Annotated in this window: 21 protein-coding genes, 1 tRNA gene and 1 other annotated feature; of the genes, 12 read left to right on the top strand and 10 right to left on the bottom strand. The window is 36.9% G+C overall.

The window, feature by feature from the left end; all coding sequences use genetic code 11:
* Positions 1 to 8: 8 nt before the first annotated feature.
* Positions 9 to 734: a DUF72 domain-containing protein gene (locus tag JHC30_04865; protein MCI4463485.1), complete on the bottom strand. Its 726-nt coding sequence runs from the start codon at positions 732 to 734 to the stop codon at positions 9 to 11.
* 229 nt (positions 735 to 963) lie between these two features.
* On the opposite strand from JHC30_04865, the gene JHC30_04860 reads away from it, so the two are divergent.
* A complete protein-coding gene (locus JHC30_04860; protein MCI4463484.1) occupies positions 964 to 2,349 on the top strand; it encodes a GntP family permease in 1,386 nt (461 codons plus the stop codon).
* Between the two features lie 42 nt (positions 2,350 to 2,391).
* Here JHC30_04860 and JHC30_04855 read toward each other — a convergent pair whose 3' ends face one another.
* Entirely contained in the window at positions 2,392 to 3,738 is a 1,347-nt protein-coding gene (locus JHC30_04855; GenBank protein MCI4463483.1) for a glycerate kinase, read from the bottom strand.
* Positions 3,739 to 3,839: 101 nt separating this feature from the next.
* Here JHC30_04855 and pdxS point away from each other — a divergent pair, with 101 nt between their 5' ends.
* The 11 genes from pdxS to JHC30_04800 are packed head-to-tail and all read left to right on the top strand — an operon-like array spanning position 3,840 to position 13,233.
* Entirely contained in the window at positions 3,840 to 4,727 is an 888-nt protein-coding gene (pdxS, locus tag JHC30_04850; protein MCI4463482.1) for a pyridoxal 5'-phosphate synthase lyase subunit PdxS, read from the top strand.
* Between the two features lies 1 nt (position 4,728).
* Positions 4,729 to 5,307 (top strand): pyridoxal 5'-phosphate synthase glutaminase subunit PdxT, encoded by a 579-nt coding sequence (pdxT, locus tag JHC30_04845; protein MCI4463481.1) that lies wholly within the window; start codon positions 4,729 to 4,731, stop codon positions 5,305 to 5,307.
* A gap of 12 nt (positions 5,308 to 5,319) precedes the next feature.
* Positions 5,320 to 6,084, top strand: a complete 765-nt coding sequence (locus JHC30_04840) for a YebC/PmpR family DNA-binding transcriptional regulator (protein ID MCI4463480.1) — start codon at positions 5,320 to 5,322, stop codon at positions 6,082 to 6,084.
* Positions 6,074 to 6,589, top strand: coding sequence for a crossover junction endodeoxyribonuclease RuvC (gene ruvC / locus JHC30_04835; GenBank protein ID MCI4463479.1), 516 nt, complete (start codon positions 6,074 to 6,076; stop codon positions 6,587 to 6,589). Before JHC30_04840 ends, ruvC begins: the two co-directional genes overlap by 11 nt.
* Positions 6,582 to 7,145 (top strand): Holliday junction branch migration protein RuvA, encoded by a 564-nt coding sequence (ruvA, locus tag JHC30_04830; GenBank protein ID MCI4463478.1) that lies wholly within the window; start codon positions 6,582 to 6,584, stop codon positions 7,143 to 7,145. Before ruvC ends, ruvA begins: the two co-directional genes overlap by 8 nt.
* Entirely contained in the window at positions 7,132 to 8,097 is a 966-nt protein-coding gene (gene ruvB, locus JHC30_04825; GenBank protein ID MCI4463477.1) for a Holliday junction branch migration DNA helicase RuvB, read from the top strand. The genes ruvA and ruvB overlap by 14 nt, the downstream gene beginning before the upstream one ends.
* 40 nt (positions 8,098 to 8,137) lie before the next feature.
* Positions 8,138 to 9,415 (top strand): glucose-1-phosphate adenylyltransferase, encoded by a 1,278-nt coding sequence (glgC, locus tag JHC30_04820; GenBank protein ID MCI4463476.1) that lies wholly within the window; start codon positions 8,138 to 8,140, stop codon positions 9,413 to 9,415.
* Entirely contained in the window at positions 9,393 to 9,992 is a 600-nt protein-coding gene (locus JHC30_04815; protein ID MCI4463475.1) for a Rho termination factor N-terminal domain-containing protein, read from the top strand. Before glgC ends, JHC30_04815 begins: the two co-directional genes overlap by 23 nt.
* Positions 9,989 to 11,575: a DUF1957 domain-containing protein gene (locus tag JHC30_04810; protein ID MCI4463474.1), complete on the top strand. Its 1,587-nt coding sequence runs from the start codon at positions 9,989 to 9,991 to the stop codon at positions 11,573 to 11,575. Before JHC30_04815 ends, JHC30_04810 begins: the two co-directional genes overlap by 4 nt.
* 9 nt (positions 11,576 to 11,584) lie before the next feature.
* Positions 11,585 to 12,142, top strand: a complete 558-nt coding sequence (locus JHC30_04805) for an HDIG domain-containing protein (protein ID MCI4463473.1) — start codon at positions 11,585 to 11,587, stop codon at positions 12,140 to 12,142.
* Between the two features lie 8 nt (positions 12,143 to 12,150).
* Positions 12,151 to 13,233, top strand: coding sequence for a Nif3-like dinuclear metal center hexameric protein (locus JHC30_04800; protein MCI4463472.1), 1,083 nt, complete (start codon positions 12,151 to 12,153; stop codon positions 13,231 to 13,233).
* Positions 13,234 to 13,282: 49 nt separating this feature from the next.
* Here JHC30_04800 and rplL read toward each other — a convergent pair whose 3' ends face one another.
* From rplL to rpmG, 8 genes are all read right to left on the bottom strand, one after another.
* On the bottom strand, positions 13,283 to 13,672 hold the full coding sequence (rplL, locus tag JHC30_04795) for a 50S ribosomal protein L7/L12 (protein ID MCI4463471.1): 390 nt from the start codon (positions 13,670 to 13,672) through the stop codon (positions 13,283 to 13,285).
* Positions 13,673 to 13,695: 23 nt separating this feature from the next.
* Entirely contained in the window at positions 13,696 to 14,235 is a 540-nt protein-coding gene (locus tag JHC30_04790; protein ID MCI4463470.1) for a 50S ribosomal protein L10, read from the bottom strand.
* Positions 14,236 to 14,241: 6 nt separating this feature from the next.
* Positions 14,242 to 14,379: a sequence feature (ribosomal protein L10 leader region), on the bottom strand.
* A 1-nt stretch (position 14,380) separates the two neighbouring features.
* A complete protein-coding gene (locus JHC30_04785) occupies positions 14,381 to 15,079 on the bottom strand; it encodes a 50S ribosomal protein L1 (protein MCI4463469.1) in 699 nt (232 codons plus the stop codon).
* A gap of 46 nt (positions 15,080 to 15,125) precedes the next feature.
* Positions 15,126 to 15,560 (bottom strand): 50S ribosomal protein L11, encoded by a 435-nt coding sequence (rplK, locus tag JHC30_04780; GenBank protein ID MCI4463468.1) that lies wholly within the window; start codon positions 15,558 to 15,560, stop codon positions 15,126 to 15,128.
* Between the two features lie 11 nt (positions 15,561 to 15,571).
* Positions 15,572 to 16,120 carry a transcription termination/antitermination factor NusG gene (nusG, locus tag JHC30_04775; protein MCI4463467.1) on the bottom strand — a complete coding sequence of 183 codons (549 nt, stop codon included), beginning with the start codon at positions 16,118 to 16,120 and terminating at the stop codon, positions 15,572 to 15,574.
* A gap of 1 nt (position 16,121) precedes the next feature.
* Positions 16,122 to 16,373, bottom strand: a complete 252-nt coding sequence (gene secE, locus JHC30_04770) for a preprotein translocase subunit SecE (protein ID MCI4463466.1) — start codon at positions 16,371 to 16,373, stop codon at positions 16,122 to 16,124.
* Positions 16,374 to 16,380: 7 nt separating this feature from the next.
* Positions 16,381 to 16,456, bottom strand: a tRNA-Trp gene (locus JHC30_04765).
* Positions 16,455 to 16,607, bottom strand: coding sequence for a 50S ribosomal protein L33 (gene rpmG / locus JHC30_04760; protein MCI4463465.1), 153 nt, complete (start codon positions 16,605 to 16,607; stop codon positions 16,455 to 16,457). The genes JHC30_04765 and rpmG overlap by 2 nt, the downstream gene beginning before the upstream one ends.
* Between the last annotated feature and the right edge of the window lie 67 nt (positions 16,608 to 16,674).

Below are 16,674 nucleotides of genomic sequence, written 5' to 3'. Positions count from 1 at the left end.
ATGGAAAATTATACATCAAGGAGGATATTTTTCAATGTCAGTGCGTTCTTAACAGCGTAACAGTAAAAGTCATTATTAAAATAAACGAAAGTACTTAATCCTTTTCCATTAAGCGATTTAATGTATATTGCCCACTCTTTTAGTTCTTCCTCGGAATACGATGAAGCGTAAAGTTCCTTGGGTCCGTGAAGCCTTATATATGCAAACTCAGCCGTATCAATTTTAAGAAACGGATAGTTATCTCCGTGCGTTACAACAAAAGCAATATTATATTTTCTAAGGATGTTAAATACACTTTCCTCAAGCCAGGTTTTATGCCTGAATTCAATTGCAAATTTAACATTTTTCGGAAGCATTTCGATAAAAGAAAAGAGAAGTTCTTCATCTTTCTTCAAAGACGGCGGAAGTTGAACAAGGATAACGCCTAAATTGTTTCCAAGAACAAGAACACTTTCAAAGAAACTATCCAATAAATCTTTTACATCTTTTAGCCTCTTTTGGTGCGTTATAGTCCTGTTAAGTTTTACGCTCACAACAAAATCCTCTTTTAATTTCTTTTTTAGATTTTTAATGGTGGTTGCTCTGGGCATATGGTAAAATGTTGAATTAATTTCGACAGTGTTAAAAAATCGCTCATAATATTCAAGAAAATCATTAGAACTCATCCCCTCGGGATAAAACTCGGAAATCCAGCCTGGATAATAGTAACCAGAGGTTCCAATGAAATTTTCCACACCTACCACCTAATACATTTTAGCAAAAGTTTGGCATTGTTTAATAATATAATAAATCTAATCCATTGAATTTGTCTTTTTAAAATGAACCCTTTGCTTGACACAAATTTTTTCTTTTGTAGAATATAAAAACAATTATGCTTTAATATTTACAAATTCCTCTTTAAGGGAGGTGAAAACGGAGAAAAAATATCGAAAAGAAAAAAATTAAGACAAAAGGAGGTGCGCAATGAGCGCAGGAATTATCCAAACAATCCTATTAGTTTTAACAATTGTTTTCATTGTTTACATGACAGCTAAGTTAAGAGTAAATGCATTTTTGGTATTGCTTCTCGCTGCACTTCTTTACGGACTTCTTTCTTTTGCATTCACAGGAACTCCCCCATTACTTGATGTCAAAAAAGGTGACCAAACAATTTCGGGACTTATTAATCTCATTACCGGTGGATTCGGAAGCACATTAACAAGCATAGGAATTGTAATTGTTCTCGGAACAATTCTTGGGTATTTTCTTGAGAAGACAGGTGCTGCAATTGTAATGGCTGAAACAATACTAAAGATTGTAGGAAGTTATAATGCTCCTCTTGCAATGGCAATAGCAGGTTATATAGTTTCGATACCTGTATTTTGTGACTCCGGTTTCGTAATTCTACAGGCATTGAACAGAAGTCTTGCACAGGCATCAGGAATTTCTCTTGCGGTAATGGGAACGGCACTTTCGATGGGATTGTATTCGACTCACTGCCTTGTTCCCCCAACTCCAGGTCCTATTGCTGCCGCAGGAAATATCGGAGCAGATTTAGGACTTGTAATCCTCCTGGGACTTGTAGCAGCAATTCCTGCAATGTTATTTGGATGGCTATATGCTATAAAGGTAGGTAAGAAAATCTGGATTGATCCAGGGCACGGAAAAACATTCGAAGATCTTAAAAAGAGCTTTGGCAAACTTCCAAGCCCATTTATGTCTTTCTTACCGATTGTCCTTCCTCTTATCCTCATTGCTCTAAATTCAATTGCATTATTTCCGACAAATCCATTTGGAACGGGTTTCTTAAAACAACTATTTGTATTTCTTGGAAATCCAAACATCGCTCTTCTTATAGGCGTCTTTATTGCATCAACTTTAACTAAGTGGGAAAAACAGGTATTTGATGGCTGGGTGGGAGAAGCAATCAAAACATCAGCGATCATCCTTGTAATAACTGCGGCAGGTGGTTCACTTGGGAGCGTTTTAAGAGCAAGTGGTGTAGGAAACTTTCTTGGTACACAACTTGCAAAACTGAACATGGGACTCTTGCTTCCATTCATAATTGCTGCAGCAATTAAGACCGCACAAGGCTCTTCTACTGTTTCGCTTATAACAACATCTTCGATTCTTGCACCAATGCTTCCTGCTCTTGGTTATACAACTACACCTCAAAAAGCCCTTGTTGTACTTGCAATAGGTGCTGGTGCAATGGTTGTATCACATGCAAACGACTCCTATTTCTGGGTTGTAGCAAACTTCTCCGATATGGATGTGGAACAGGCTTATAAATTACAAACGGTTGGCTCTCTTGTCTCGGGTATTGGTGCTTTAATAGGAGTGCTTCTCCTTTCGCTTATTTTCGGATAGACATCAATTTAAATTGGCCCCGCTAAGTCGGGGCCAAAAATTCTAATAGATCAAAAGTACTGCAACATCAGCGACATTTGTTCCTGTTGGACCTGTAATTATTGCATCGCCAATATTTTCAAAGAATGTATAAGAGTCGTTATTCTCCAGAAACTTATTTATGTCCAAGCCTAATCTATGTGCCTTTTTCAAGGTGGATGAATCTGCAATTGCGCCTGCAGCAGGACTTACTCCATCAATTCCATCTGTTCCAATTGAAGCAAAAACAAAATTTGTTCCGTCAAGATATTTTGCCATATACAAAGTAAATTCAGTGTTTCTGCCACCAATACCATTTCCCTTAACTTCTACTGTTGTTTCTCCTCCAAAAACAACCGTAACAGGCTTCTTTAAATCAATGTAACCAAGATCAATAGATTTTCCAATAGAAGCAATAGTTTTGGAGACAGAAGAAGCAACGCCTTGAATTGCAGGACCCAGATAAAAAGTTTGTAATCCAATGCTTTCAAGGTAACTAAGCATAGATTTAGTTGCTATATAGTTGGATGCGATAATTCGATTTACAAATTCACAATCAAGTTTTTCACCAACTTTAAGCGTTTCTTCGATTTCACCTCTTACACCATTCTCAAAAATATTCAAAACATCCTCAAATTCTTTTTCAAGCTTGTATTTTTTAATGATAGCGATCGCATCTTCAAAAGTTGTTGAATCAAAATAAGTAGGACCAGACGCAATAACATCAAGAGGATCGAAAATAACATCCGAAATAATAAGAGAAATAACTTTCCCTTTGAGGTTTTTTAGAAGTTTTCCTCCTTTTATCCTTGATAGATGTTTTCTTACAGCGTTGAGTTCATTAATGTCGGCACCACTTTTCATAAGTTTTTTAGTAAGTTCTTGAAGTCTTTCTAATGGAATCAATGGGCTCTCAACGAGGGCAGACCCACCACCAGAAATAAGAACAATTGTTAAATCAGAACTCGTCGTTTTGCTTGCTAAATCTAAAATCTCAAAGCCTGCTTTTATACTGTTTTGATCTGGTATTGGATGACCACCTTTTACGAATTTTACATTGGGGAAATTGAGCGCTTCTTCAAAGTTACTCACCACGATACCTTCTGTAATTGGAAGAATTTCCGAAATAGCCTTAAACATTTTAATGCTTGCCTTACCAAAGGCAATTACATAAATATGAGAAAAGTCATCCAATTTAAAACTAACACCTTCAATAGTAATTGTGTTATTTTCCTTCTTTATAGAATTTTTGACGCTTTTGTAAGGGTCGACACTCTCAAGTGCACTTTCAAGAGCACTAAGAACAATTTTTCTGAATTTCTTGAGAGTATCTTCTTCTACATTAAGCGATAATTTTTCAATGTCGATCATAAAAGCACCTCCTGTAAGTATTATAATACAAAGAAAAACAAAATTTAATGTTGATTTTTTAGGAAAAAAGTGTAAAATATAAAGGTTAGGAGGTAAAGGATATGGAAGAAATTTTTGGAAGCGTAAAAGTAAAAAGAGGGCTTGCTCAAATGTTAAAAGGTGGAGTAATTATGGATGTTACCTCCGTAGAGCAAGCAAAAATTGCAGAAGCTGCAGGTGCAGTTGCAGTAATGGCTTTGGAAAAAATACCTGCTGATATAAGGGCACAGGGTGGAGTTGCAAGAATGGCTGACCCTGCTCTTGTAAAAGCAATAATGAATGCTGTTTCCATTCCTGTAATGGCAAAGGTAAGAATTGGCCACTTCGTTGAAGCGCAGGTATTGGAAGCTATTGGCATTGACTTCATAGATGAGAGTGAAGTTCTCACACCAGCAGATGAAACTCACCATATAGATAAGTGGAAATTTAAAGTCCCATTTGTATGTGGCGCAAGGAACCTTGGCGAAGCATTAAGAAGAATTGCTGAAGGCGCTTCAATGATTAGGACTAAAGGTGAACCTGGAACAGGCAATATTGTTGAAGCAGTAAGACATATGCGTATGGTAATGGATGAAATAAGGAAAATTCAAAATATGAGTGAAGAGGAATTGTATGTCGAGGCAAAGGAAATTGGAGCACCAATTGAACTCGTAAAGGAAGTGAAAGAATTAGGAAGACTTCCTGTGGTAAACTTTGCTGCAGGTGGTATTGCAACTCCTGCCGATGCAGCGCTTATGATGCAGTTAGGTGCAGACGGCGTATTTGTGGGCTCTGGCATTTTTAAGTCCTCCAATCCAAGAAAGAGAGCAGAAGCAATAGTTGCTGCAACAACATATTTTGACGATCCAAAGATTATTGCAAAGGTTTCAGAAGACCTCGGTGAAGAAATGAAGGGTATTGATATAAGAGATCTTACCGAAGATAAATTAATGCAAGTAAGGAGCGAATAAGATGAGAATAGGAGTATTAGCATTACAAGGTGCTGTTTCAGAACACATAAATATGGTTAAAAGCCTTGGAGTTGAGGCAATTCCAGTAAAGACCGCAGAGCAAATTAAGTCCGTTGATGGACTTATTATGCCAGGTGGCGAAAGCACCACAATGGGAAGGCTAATTACAAAATTCGAACTTGAGAATGTAATTAAAGAAAGAATTTCGGAAGGTATGCCTGTCTATGGGACATGCGCCGGGATGATTCTTCTTGCAAAGAGAATAAAAAACTACGAACAATTTACATTAGGGATTCTCGATATTACAGTAATAAGAAACGCATTCGGAAGGCAGATAGACAGTATGGAAATAGACTTAAATGTAAAAGGTCTTGAAAGTCCCTTCCATGCAATATTCATTAGGGCACCAGTTGCAGTTGAATTAGGAAGTGATGTAGAAGCGCTTGCGGCGCTTGATGAGGGGGTTGTTTTCTTAAGACAGGGGAATGTTTTTGCATCAGCCTTCCATCCTGAACTTGGAAATGATCCACGAATTCATAAAATGTTTATAGAAAGTGTAGAAAAATTTTTAAATAAATAGGGAGGTTGAAACATGTCAGGACACTCTAAATGGCATAATATACAAGGAAGAAAGTCCGTTCAAGACGCAAAAAGAGGACAGTTATTTACAAAATTAACAAAGGAACTGATTATTGCTGCAAAAACCGGTGGCGGCAACCCTGAAACAAATGCGAGATTGAGAAACGCTGTTGATAAGGCAAAAAGACTTGGAATGCCGATGGATAAAATTAAACAGGCAATAATGAGAGGAACAGGTGAGTTGCCAGGTGTTACATACGAAGAATACACATATGAAGCCTATGGTCCTGCGGGAACTGCTTTCATTATAAAAATCTCAACTGATAACAAAAATAGAACAATCGCAGAGTTAAGAAAAATTTTCTCTAACTATGGCGGCAACCTTGCTGAATCCGGTGCTGTATCCTGGAACTTCGAAGCAAAGGGACAGATCGAATTAGAAGACTCTAATGGCTTGTCATTTGATGAATTATTTATGGAAATTGCTGATGCGGGTGCAGAAGACCTTAAAGAAGAAGAGGGCGTATTTACAGTATATACGGCACCACAAGACCTTGATAAGGTAAAGACAGCACTTGAAGAAAAGGGATTCAAAATCAAAGAAGCAGAATTGGTTATGATTCCGAAAACGCTTGTAAAGGTTACAGGTGAGGATGCTGTAAGAGTTGTTAAACTCTCGGACGAACTTGAAAACCACGACGACGTCCAGGATTACTATACAAACTACGATATCGACGAAGAAGAGTTAAAAGCAATTGCAGAAAGAATTGGCTCGTAATATTGATAGGTTTTCAGTTCTTGGAATTGACCCAGGAATTGCAACTACAGGTTTTGCAATTGTTGAAAAAGAAGAAGATAGAATTAATTTAGTAAGTTACGGAGTTATAAGAACAAATAAAGGTGCCGAGTTAGGTAAAAGACTCGGCATTCTTTATGAAAATCTGGACGATATCTTCAAAAATCACCAAATTGATTTCGTTTCTATTGAAAAGATATTCTTTAATACAAATCTTAAAACGGTAGTTAGTGTAAGTGAAGCAAGAGGTGTTATTTTACTTGCCTCGCACATTCACAAAAAACAAGTTTTTGAATACACACCGCTTGAAGCAAAAAAGACGGTTGTGGGTTTTGGAAGAGCATCTAAAGTTGAGGTGCAGAATACACTAAAAGCAATCCTAAACTTAGACACTGTTCCAAAACCAGATGATGCAGCAGATGCAATAGCAATCGCTTTATGTCACATTTATTCTTACAATTTCTACTCAAGGACGATAGATGATTAAAAAATTAAAAGGCGTAATTGAAGAATTAGAAGAAAACGCAGTAATAATTGATATAGGCGGGGTTGGTTTCGAAGTGTTTATTGCACATCCTGAGACTTTCGAAATTGGAAAGACGCATGAATTATACATCTACGAAGATATTAAAGAAAACGAAATAAACCTATTTGGTTTTAGAACAAAGGAAGAACTGCAATTCTTTAAACTCATTATCGACAAAATCTCAGGCGTTGGTCCAAAGAAAGCGCTGGATATTTTTGCTACTTTAAAACTTGATGAGATTAAAGAGTCAATAAAGAAGGGAGACTATTCACCTTTCCTGAAGGTAAAAGGTCTCGGCGAAAAGACTGCGAAAAGAATCGTTCTCGAAATTGGAGGCGAGTTAAAGAAACTTGAAGAGCCAGGAGATGAAACACTCGATATAGTGATAGATTCTCTTGTTTCACTTGGCTTTGAAAAGAGCAAAGTTAAAGAAATAATTAAGTCTATAGACCGTAGTGAAAATATAGAAGAAATGATAAAAGAAGGTATTAAAAAGTTGAGCAATGAAAAACATTAGACCACAAAGTTTAGATGAATTTATAGGGCAGGAAAAAGTTGTTGAAAGTATAAAGATTGCAATTCAGTCATCAAAATCAAGAAATGACCATCTCGAGCATATCCTTTTCTACGGACCACCAGGATTAGGCAAAACAACACTTGCAAAAATAATTGCGGAGGAACTTCAAGTAAATCTCAAATATGCAACAGGACCTTCAATAGAAAAGGTTTCAGACCTTGCGGGTATTCTCATAAATCTATCCAACAACGATATTCTTTTTATTGATGAAATCCATAGACTTCCTAAGCCTGTTGAAGAAGTACTTTACTCTGCTATGGAAGACTTTAAACTGCCAATTGTTGCAGGTGCAAAAAGAAGTGCACATACAATCACTTTGAATTTACATCCCTTTACCCTAATTGGTGCAACAACAAGATTTGGACTTATATCCCCACCACTCAGGGATAGATTTGGAATGGTCTTTCACCTTGAACTCTATAGCCCTGAGGAAATAATGAAAATAGTTTTAAGAGATGCTAAAATCTTAGGAGTTGAAATTACGGAAGAAGGCGCTTACGAAATAGGGAAACGTGCAAGAGGCACTCCAAGAATAGGCATACAACTTTTAAAAAGGGTTAGAGACTTTTCAAATGTAAATGGATTAAAAGAAATAACAAAAGAAGTAGCAATTAACGCATTTAAGAGTCTCAATATAGATGATTACGGCCTTAACGAAATTGATAGAAAATATCTCAAAATACTACTCCAAAACTTTAATGGAGGCCCTGCAGGCATCGAGGCGATTTCAACAGCAATGGGTGAAGATAGAGGTACAATTGAAGAAATCGTAGAGCCATACCTTATAAAAATAAACTTCATTGTAAGGACACAAAAAGGAAGACTTATAACACCACAAGCAAAAGAATATCTTGGAATTAAACCTAACGATTCGAAAACTTCTTTATTCTAAATTTAAGAAATAGTATTATAATAAATAAAAAGGGGTCACTATGATAAACATCGAGAAAGATGTTTTTGCGTATTTGCTTGCAGGTGGCAAAGGCGAGAGATTATACCCTCTAACAAAAGAGAGGGCAAAGCCAGCGGTACCGTTTGGAGGAAAGTTCAGGATTATCGACTTCACCCTCAGTAATTGTGTAAACTCAGGTATAAGAAGAATTGCCGTTGCAACTCAGTACAAGTCAGCATCATTAAGAAGACACCTTGCTCTTGCGTGGAATTTTCTTAATGTGAGATTTAACGAATATGTAGTTGATGTTCCACCACAACAGATATTTGGCGAAAGGTGGTATCTTGGGACGGCAGATGCAGTATTCCAGAATCTTTACTTCATTGAACAGGAAAAACCAAAACTTGTTCTGATACTTTCGGGAGACCACATCTATAAGATGGACTATAAGGATATGATAGAGACACACCTTAAAAATAACGCTGACCTTACAATAGCAACGATAGTTATAGAAAAGGAAAGGGCAAGTGCCTTTGGAATAATGGAGGTAGATGAAACTGGAAGAATAATAAACTTCAAGGAAAAACCAAAAGACCCTCCCACCTTAAAGGACGACCCTTCTAAGTGCCTTGCATCAATGGGCGTGTATATTTTTAATCCAAATACGCTCGTTGAACTTCTTACTCACGATGCCGAAGTCTCAACATCTTCGCACGATTTTGGAAAAGATGTGATACCATATGCAATTCATCATGGCTATAAAGTTTATTCGCATCAATTCAGAAACAAGGATGGCAGTCTCGGTTATTTTCAGGATGTAGGAACTATTGACGCTTATTACTGCGCAAATATGGACATTCTCTCGCCACGACCAAAAATCGATATCTTCGATAGAAGCTGGCCGATATACACACATTCAAGGCAATATCCACCTTGTAAAATTACAGAAGGTGAACTTGACGGTTCTCTTGTTGAAAGTAAGGTAGAAAATTCAATCATAGGAGAGGGCTCAATAATAAGTGGCGCACAAATTAGAAATTCGATTATTTTCTATGATGTAAAAGTTAAAGCAGGAAGTATAATTGAAGATTCAATTATTTTTGGAGAAGTTAAAATCGGACGGAATGTAAAAATAAGACGTGCAATAATTGATAAACATGTAGAGATACCAGATGGTATGGAGATAGGTTACAATCCCGAGTTTGATAAAAAATATTTCTATGTAACGCCTACAAATATCGTAGTGCTTGAAAGAGGATATAAATTCACAAAGAAGCAACTGGAGGGTATAAACTATGGAAAACCTGAACAAACTTAAAAGAAAAGAATTACTAAGAATTGCAAAACTTCATGGAATAAAAAATAGAAACAAAATGAAAAAAGAGGATTTGATAAAGGCAATTAAAAAGGCAAGAAAGTCTCTTGAAGAAATAAAAACAATTGAAGAAAAACTCAGGAAGGAATTAAGCGAAAAAACAGGAGAACCACACCTTATTGCAATTCCAAAAGAACCTGGTTACGCATTTATTAATTGGGAGTCCGAAAAAAGTGGTGCTGGTATTTTAAAAGTCTATGAGGATAAACACGAAAAATTTGCAATTCCTGTAAACCTTGAGCAGGGAAAAAGTTATGTAAAGGTCGAGGAAGACAGAGTAGTAAAAGCAGTTCTTGGTGTTGATGAAAAGGGAAAATTCAAAAAGATAATGGAATCAAATGAAATTATCATCCCAACAACGAAAAAAACAGAAGGAAAAGTTGAATTTAGAGATGTAAGAACGCTCAAAAAGGAAATGCCTGGAAAAACTAAGAAAAAGGAGATGGAAAAAGTAGTGGAAGAAGAGATGAAAACCGCAAAAGAGTTGAAGTATCTAAGATATAAAAAGGAGGGCGAATGAAAAAGGGTTACCTTGCAATCGTGCTTCATTCACACCTCCCTTTTGTGAAACATCCCGAAGAGGAATTTTTTATTGAAGAAAATTGGTTATATGAGGCAATAACTGAAAGCTATCTTCCATTGCTTTATAATTTCTACAAACTGAGAGACGAAGGAGTTCAATTTAGATTAACGATGTCCCTTACTCCACCACTCTCAAATATGCTACTCGACGACCTCCTTATGAATAGATTCAAACGCTATATTAATTTAAGGATAGCGCTTCTTGAGGATTTACTCAAAAAAGAAACAAACGCAAAGAAGATAGAAAACTACATTTTTTATAAAGAAAGACTAAATACCTTGTACAACTTCTTTAAGAACACTCTCAAAGGAAATATTATTAACGGTTTTAAGCAACTCCAAAATGATGGCTTTTTAGATGTAATAACATGCACTGCAACACATGAAATTCTACCATTGGAAACGCATAGAAAAATTCAGGAAGTCCAGGTTGAAGTTGGGGTTGAAAACTACAAGCGCATTTTTGGAAAGTCCCCACGTGGTATATGGCTTGGTGAGTGCGCTTACGCACCGCCAGTATCAGAAATTCTTGCAAAATATGGAGTTGAGTACACTATACTTGATGCACACGGCTTGATAAACGCAAAACCATCGCCATTCTATGGGATTTCTGCTCCGATTGCAAGTAAGGATGGCGTTGTATTTTTTGGAAGGGACCCTGAAGCTTCCAAACAGGTATGGTCGGCAAAGGAAGGATATCCGGGAGACTTTAACTATAGAGAGTTCTACAAGGATATTGTTTATGAAATTGACGATAAAAGTATAAAGAAATACATCCATCCTGCTGGATTTAAAGTAGATTCTGGTATCAAGATTCATAAAATTACAGGAAATGTAGGGCTTGATAAAAAAGAATTCTACGATAGGAATAAAGCACTTGAAATGGTTGAAACTCATGCAGGAAACTATATGTTTAATAGAGAAAAACAGATAGAATACCTTTCAAGCATTATGGATAGACCGCCACTTGTAGTTGCTCCATTTGACACAGAATTATTCGGGCACTGGTGGTTTGAAGGACCAGAATTTCTTGCAAGCCTTTTCAGGAAAATCTACAACTATTCAGAAGTAATTGAAACTATAACTCTTTCCGAATATATTGATAAACACCCTGTTATGCAGATTTCTGAACCGGCAATTTCATCCTGGGGTGACGGGGGATATTTCAAGGTGTGGCTTAATGACAATACTGATTGGGTTTACCCACACTTAAGTGTCATTGGCAAACGAATGCTAAACCTTGCAAAATCCTTCAAAACACCAAAAAATAAATTGCAGGAAAGGGCGCTTAATATGTGTGCAAGAGAATTGCTTCTTGCCGAAAGTTCAGATTGGGCATTTTTAATAACAGTTGGAAGTGCAGTGAACTATGCAACAGAGATGCAAAAATTCCATATAAACGCCTTCAATAAGCTCTATAATGAAATATTGGAAGATAATATAGATGAAGTGTTTCTTACTTACTTAGAAGAAAAGGATAGTATATTCCCCTTCTTAGATTACAAAATTTTTAACGAATGAGGTGAAAATATGTTAACAAGAGACGAAGCATTTAAACTTTTGCAAGAAAAAGTGCATGACGAAAACCTTATTAAACACATGCTTGCAACAGAAGCAATTATGAGAAGTCTTGCAAGAAGGTTTAATGAGGATGAAGAAAAGTGGGGATTAACAGGACTTCTCCATGACATCGATTACGAAGAAACAAAGGAAAATCCGGAAATCCATAGTAAAATCGGTGCACAATGGTTAAAAGATCTTGGTTTCGAAGACGATGTAGTTCATGCAGTGCTCGCACATAACGAAAGGCACGGAGTTGAAAGAACATCACTTCTTGATAAGGCACTATGGGCAGTCGATCCTACAACAGGTTTTATAATTGCGGTTGCCCTTGTAAGGCCTGATAAAAAACTTGCTTCGGTTGAACTTAAATCGATGAAGAAAAAATTCAAGGAAAAAAGTTTTGCAGCAGGTGCAGACAGAGAACAGATTAAGTCATGCGAAACAGAACTTGGTATTCCGCTTGATGAGTTTCTTGAGTTATCCCTTCAGGCGCTCATAGGCATTGCCGATGTTTTAGGACTTTAGTTAAGAGTATGAAGTTAAAAGAACTGCTTGCCACACTTAATGAGATTGCTCCATTTCTCCTGCAGGAAGAATACGATAACTCTGGACTGCAATTTGGTGACCTTGAAAGCGACACAGGAAATATTCTGCTTGCACTTGACCTTACAAAAGATGTTATAAAAGAGGCAAAAGAACTAAATGTAAAAACGATCATAACACATCATCCTGTCATCTTTAAACCAGTAAAAAGTATTGAAAAAAGCAAGAATGAAGCCCTATTCTATGCCATTACAAGCAATATAAACATAGTGAGTTTTCATACAAATTTTGACATTGCAGAATCAGGGTTAAACGATTACTTTATAAATCTTCTTAATCTAAAGAAAATTAAACCCGTCGTAGAGAGCAAGGAAAAAGTTTATAAAGTCGTAACATATGTGCCTGAAGAGTATGCAGAAAAAGTTAGAAACGCAATGTTTGAGGGTGGTGCAGGACATATCGGCAATTATGATGAGTGCTCGTTCAATTCTTTAGGGACTGGCACTTTTAGACCTCTTCCTAATGCAAATCCTTTCATAGGAACAAAAAACATAAGAGAGTTAGTCAATGAAGTTAAAATTGAGGTCGTTGCAAGAGAAAGAAATTTACAGAGTGTCCTTTCAAATTTACGTAAAGCCCATCCTTATGAAGAGCCTGCGATTGATGTTTTTGAAATTCTCTTTGAAAAAAATTACGGAATAGGCGCTATAGGTATACTTGACCAGGAACAAAGTGTGTCAGATTTTGTAAGTAATTTCAAGAAAAAGACCAATACAAATTACGTAAGATATATTGGAGATATGAACGCAAAAATTTCAAAAATTGCAGTTTGTACAGGCTCATGTGGAAGTTTATTTGAATACCTTTCAGATATTCATTTATTCATTACAGGCGATATAGGATACCACACAGCACTTGCAATGAAAGAAAGAGGGCTAAATGTTCTGGATGTAGAGCATTTCGAGACCGAAAAGTTCTTCAAAGAAGCATTGTTTGAAAGGCTTAAAAACTATATAGATTTAAGACTTATAAAACTATCTACAGTTGAAAAATCGCCGTTCTACTTAATATAAAATGGCAGGGCAAACAACCCTGCCATTTTTCAAAGTCAATTGAAATAAATTACTTTAATTCTACTTTTGCTCCAGCTTCTTCTAATTTCTTCTTGAGTTCTTCTGCGTCTTTCTTTGGAAGAGCTTCCTTAATCTTCTGTGGCTCTTTTTCTGCTGCTTCAACTACATCTTTGGATTCCTTCAAACCAAGATTAAGAGTTTCTCTTACAACCTTAATAACATTGATTTTCTTTGCAGGATCAAAACCAACAAGAACTACATCAAATTCTGTCTTTTCTTCTTGTGGTGCTGCTGCCTGTTGTGCTGCTCCACCCATAGGCATTGCTGCCATAGGAACTGCTGCAGTTACTCCGAATTTCTCCTCAAGAGCCTTTACGAGTTCTGAGAGTTCTAAAACGCTCATTTTTTCAATTGCTTCGATGATTTCTTCTTTTGTCATGTTAGCCTCCTTAAAATTTTAATTTATGCTGCTATACTTTCTTTTTTATCTTTAATTTGGTTTAAAACTGTAACCAAATCTCTCTCTGGTTTTGAAAGCACTGTAACCAGTCTTTGAATTGGTGAATTCAAGAGGTACAATAGCTTTCCAACAATAACTGGTTTTGGCGGAAGTTTCGAAAGTTCCACAAGTTCAGCACCATTGAGATACTTTCCATCAACAAAACCACCTTTCATTTCAAAGAAAGGTTTTTCATCTGCATCTTTTGCCTCAACAAATTTCTTTGCTAATTCAGTTGGATCCATTGAAGAGACAACGAGAGCAACATTACCAAAGAAAATGTTCTGTGGGACCGTTACTCCAAGCTCACTACAAGCAATTCTTAAAAGGTCGTTTTTAACAACCCTGTAGTAAATGTTAGAAAGTTTAAAGTCTTTTCTTAAGTTGGTAATGTCGTTTGCTTTAATGCTCTTAAAATCTACAAAAAAGACGCTCTGCTCGTTTATCTTCTTCAGTTTTTCCTCAATCTCATCAATAATTTTTCTTTTTTCTTCTCTCTTCATAGAGCCTCCTTAAATTAAAAACCCCGGTTGTTCACCAACCGGGCGAAAGAGGTAAACATGCAACTCTATTCTTTCAACCTCGGTTGGCAAACATTAAGGGGATAAATCCCCACCAACTGTCTTCGGTTTAAAAGCTACTTCAATTTTATGCTCTTAAAAGTTCGTTAACGTTTACCTTCACTGCAGGAGACATCGTAAGTGAAAGGTAAACCTTCTTTATGTACTGCCCTCTTACTGAAGCAGGTCTTGATTTAACAATAGCAGAGTTCAGAGCAAGCAAGTTTTCTTTAAGTTGCTCAGGTGTAAAAGATGATTTACCAATAACTGTGTGAACTACTCCCGTTTTATCAACCCTGAACTCAATTTTACCTGCCTTAAATTCTTTTACTGTATCGTAAATATCCATAGTAACAGTACCTGATTTTGGTGAGGGCATAAGTTTTCTCGGACCGAGTATCTTTGCGATACGTCCGAGAGATTTCATCATGTCTGGTGTTGCGATCGCTACATCAAAATCAAGGAAGTTCTCTTTTTCGATCTTTTGAATAAGATCTTCCCCACCTACATAATCGGCACCTGCATCTTTTGCTTCCTGTGCCTTATCTGCTGTAGCAAATACAAGCACTTTTACGCTTTTTCCAGTTCCATGCGGCAGAGTAATTACACCACGGATGTTCTGGTCTGCCTGTTTTGGGTCAACATTTAATACATAGGCTACTTCAACTGATTCATCAAATTTTGCGCTTTTGAGATTTCTTACTGTCTCAATCGCTTCGTCAATAGAGTAGGCTTTTTGCCTATCAATCTTCTTAAGAAGTTCTAAATACCTTTTTCCTCTTTTCACTTTAACCTCCTTGTGGTCACAGACTCTTAGTCTCCCACAAAATTACTTAACCTTCAATAACCGTAACACCCATATTCTTTGCGGTGCCTTCGATAATACGCGTTGCCGCCTCAAGGTCTGTGGTGTTAAGGTCTTTCATTTTAACTTTTGCAATTTCCATAAGTTGAGATCTTTTAATTGTCCCAACTTTTTTCTTGTTAGGCTCTGGAGAACCTTTCTCAATTTTTAAAGCCTTCTTTATTAAAGAAGACGCAGGAGGAGTTTTAAGAATGAAGTCAAAACTCCTATCCTCATAAACCCTAATTAAAACAGGTATTATATAGCCTTCCTGTCCCTGTGTCGCTGCATTGAACCTCTTGCAAAAGTCCATTATATTTATTCCCTTTGGTCCAAGTGCAGTTCCAACTGGAGGCGCAGGAGTGGCTTTACCTGCCTCTAACTGCAGTTTTACAAGTCCTACTAATTTCTTTTTCTTGGCCATATAAAATCACCTCAAACTTTCTGAATATGTTCGCTTTGTATCTCAACTGGCATTTCTCTACCAAACATCTTAAGCACAACCCTTGCAGTCCCTTTCTCTTCATCAATTGCTTCCACGACACCTTCCATATTTTTGAAAGGTCCGACAAGGATTCTAACTCTATCATTGATATCGAAATGCAGTTTTTCTTTTGCCTTTTCTTCTGTTACCCTTTGCTCAATTATTTTCTTTATTTCGTCCTCTGAGATAGGTGTAGGCTTGCCAGTAGGGCCAACAAAACCCAACACACCCGGAGTATTCCTAACAACATACCAGGACTCATCATCCATAATCATTTTAACGAGTATATACCCAGGAAATACCTTAACAGGCTTTATTTTCCTTTTACCTTTCTTGTCAACTACACTATAGTAGTCAACTGGTAAAAGGACTTCAAGGACACGGTCTTCTAAACCGTATCCTTTTATTCTCTCCTTGAGTTCCTCAAGGACTTTTTGCTCTTTTCCTGAGTATGTGTGTACAAGATACCAACGCGGTATCTTTGTCTCGTCTTCTCTCATGTTATTTGCTCAATACCAGTTTTAGAAGTTGTGCGAACAAGAAGTCCCACACACCAATGTAAACCGCCCAGAAAACAAGGAACCCAAGAACAACACTAACATCCTGTATAAGTTCTTTCCTTGTTGGCCACTTAACCTTGTATCTCAATTCAACCCAAACACCTCGTACGAAATCCCTAAATGAGGTTTTGGGTAAAGTTACTGTTTGTGTGGAAGTTGTTTTATTTTTTACTGCTTGTTCTTTCTCTTTCATAATTTACTGGCAGGCCCGGAGGGAATCGAACCCCCAACCTACGGTTTTGGAGACCGTTGCTCTACCAATTGAGCTACGAGCCTATGCCTTTACCTCCTTGTGCACAGTATGTTTCTTACAAAACTTGCAATACTTCTTAATCTGTAACTTATCCTTATTATTCTTCCTGTTGATGGTGGTAGCGTAGTTTCTTCTTTTACATTCAGTGCATTCGAGTAGAATTATATCTCTCATTATCCTTACTCCTACTCAATAACCTTTGTAATAACTCCAGCACCTACAGTTTTACCACCTTCACGGA

The sequence above is a fragment of the Caldisericum sp. genome (genome assembly GCA_022759145.1).
Classification (GTDB): Bacteria; Caldisericota; Caldisericia; order Caldisericales; family Caldisericaceae; genus Caldisericum.
This window is presented reverse-complemented; position numbering and strand designations above follow the sequence as displayed.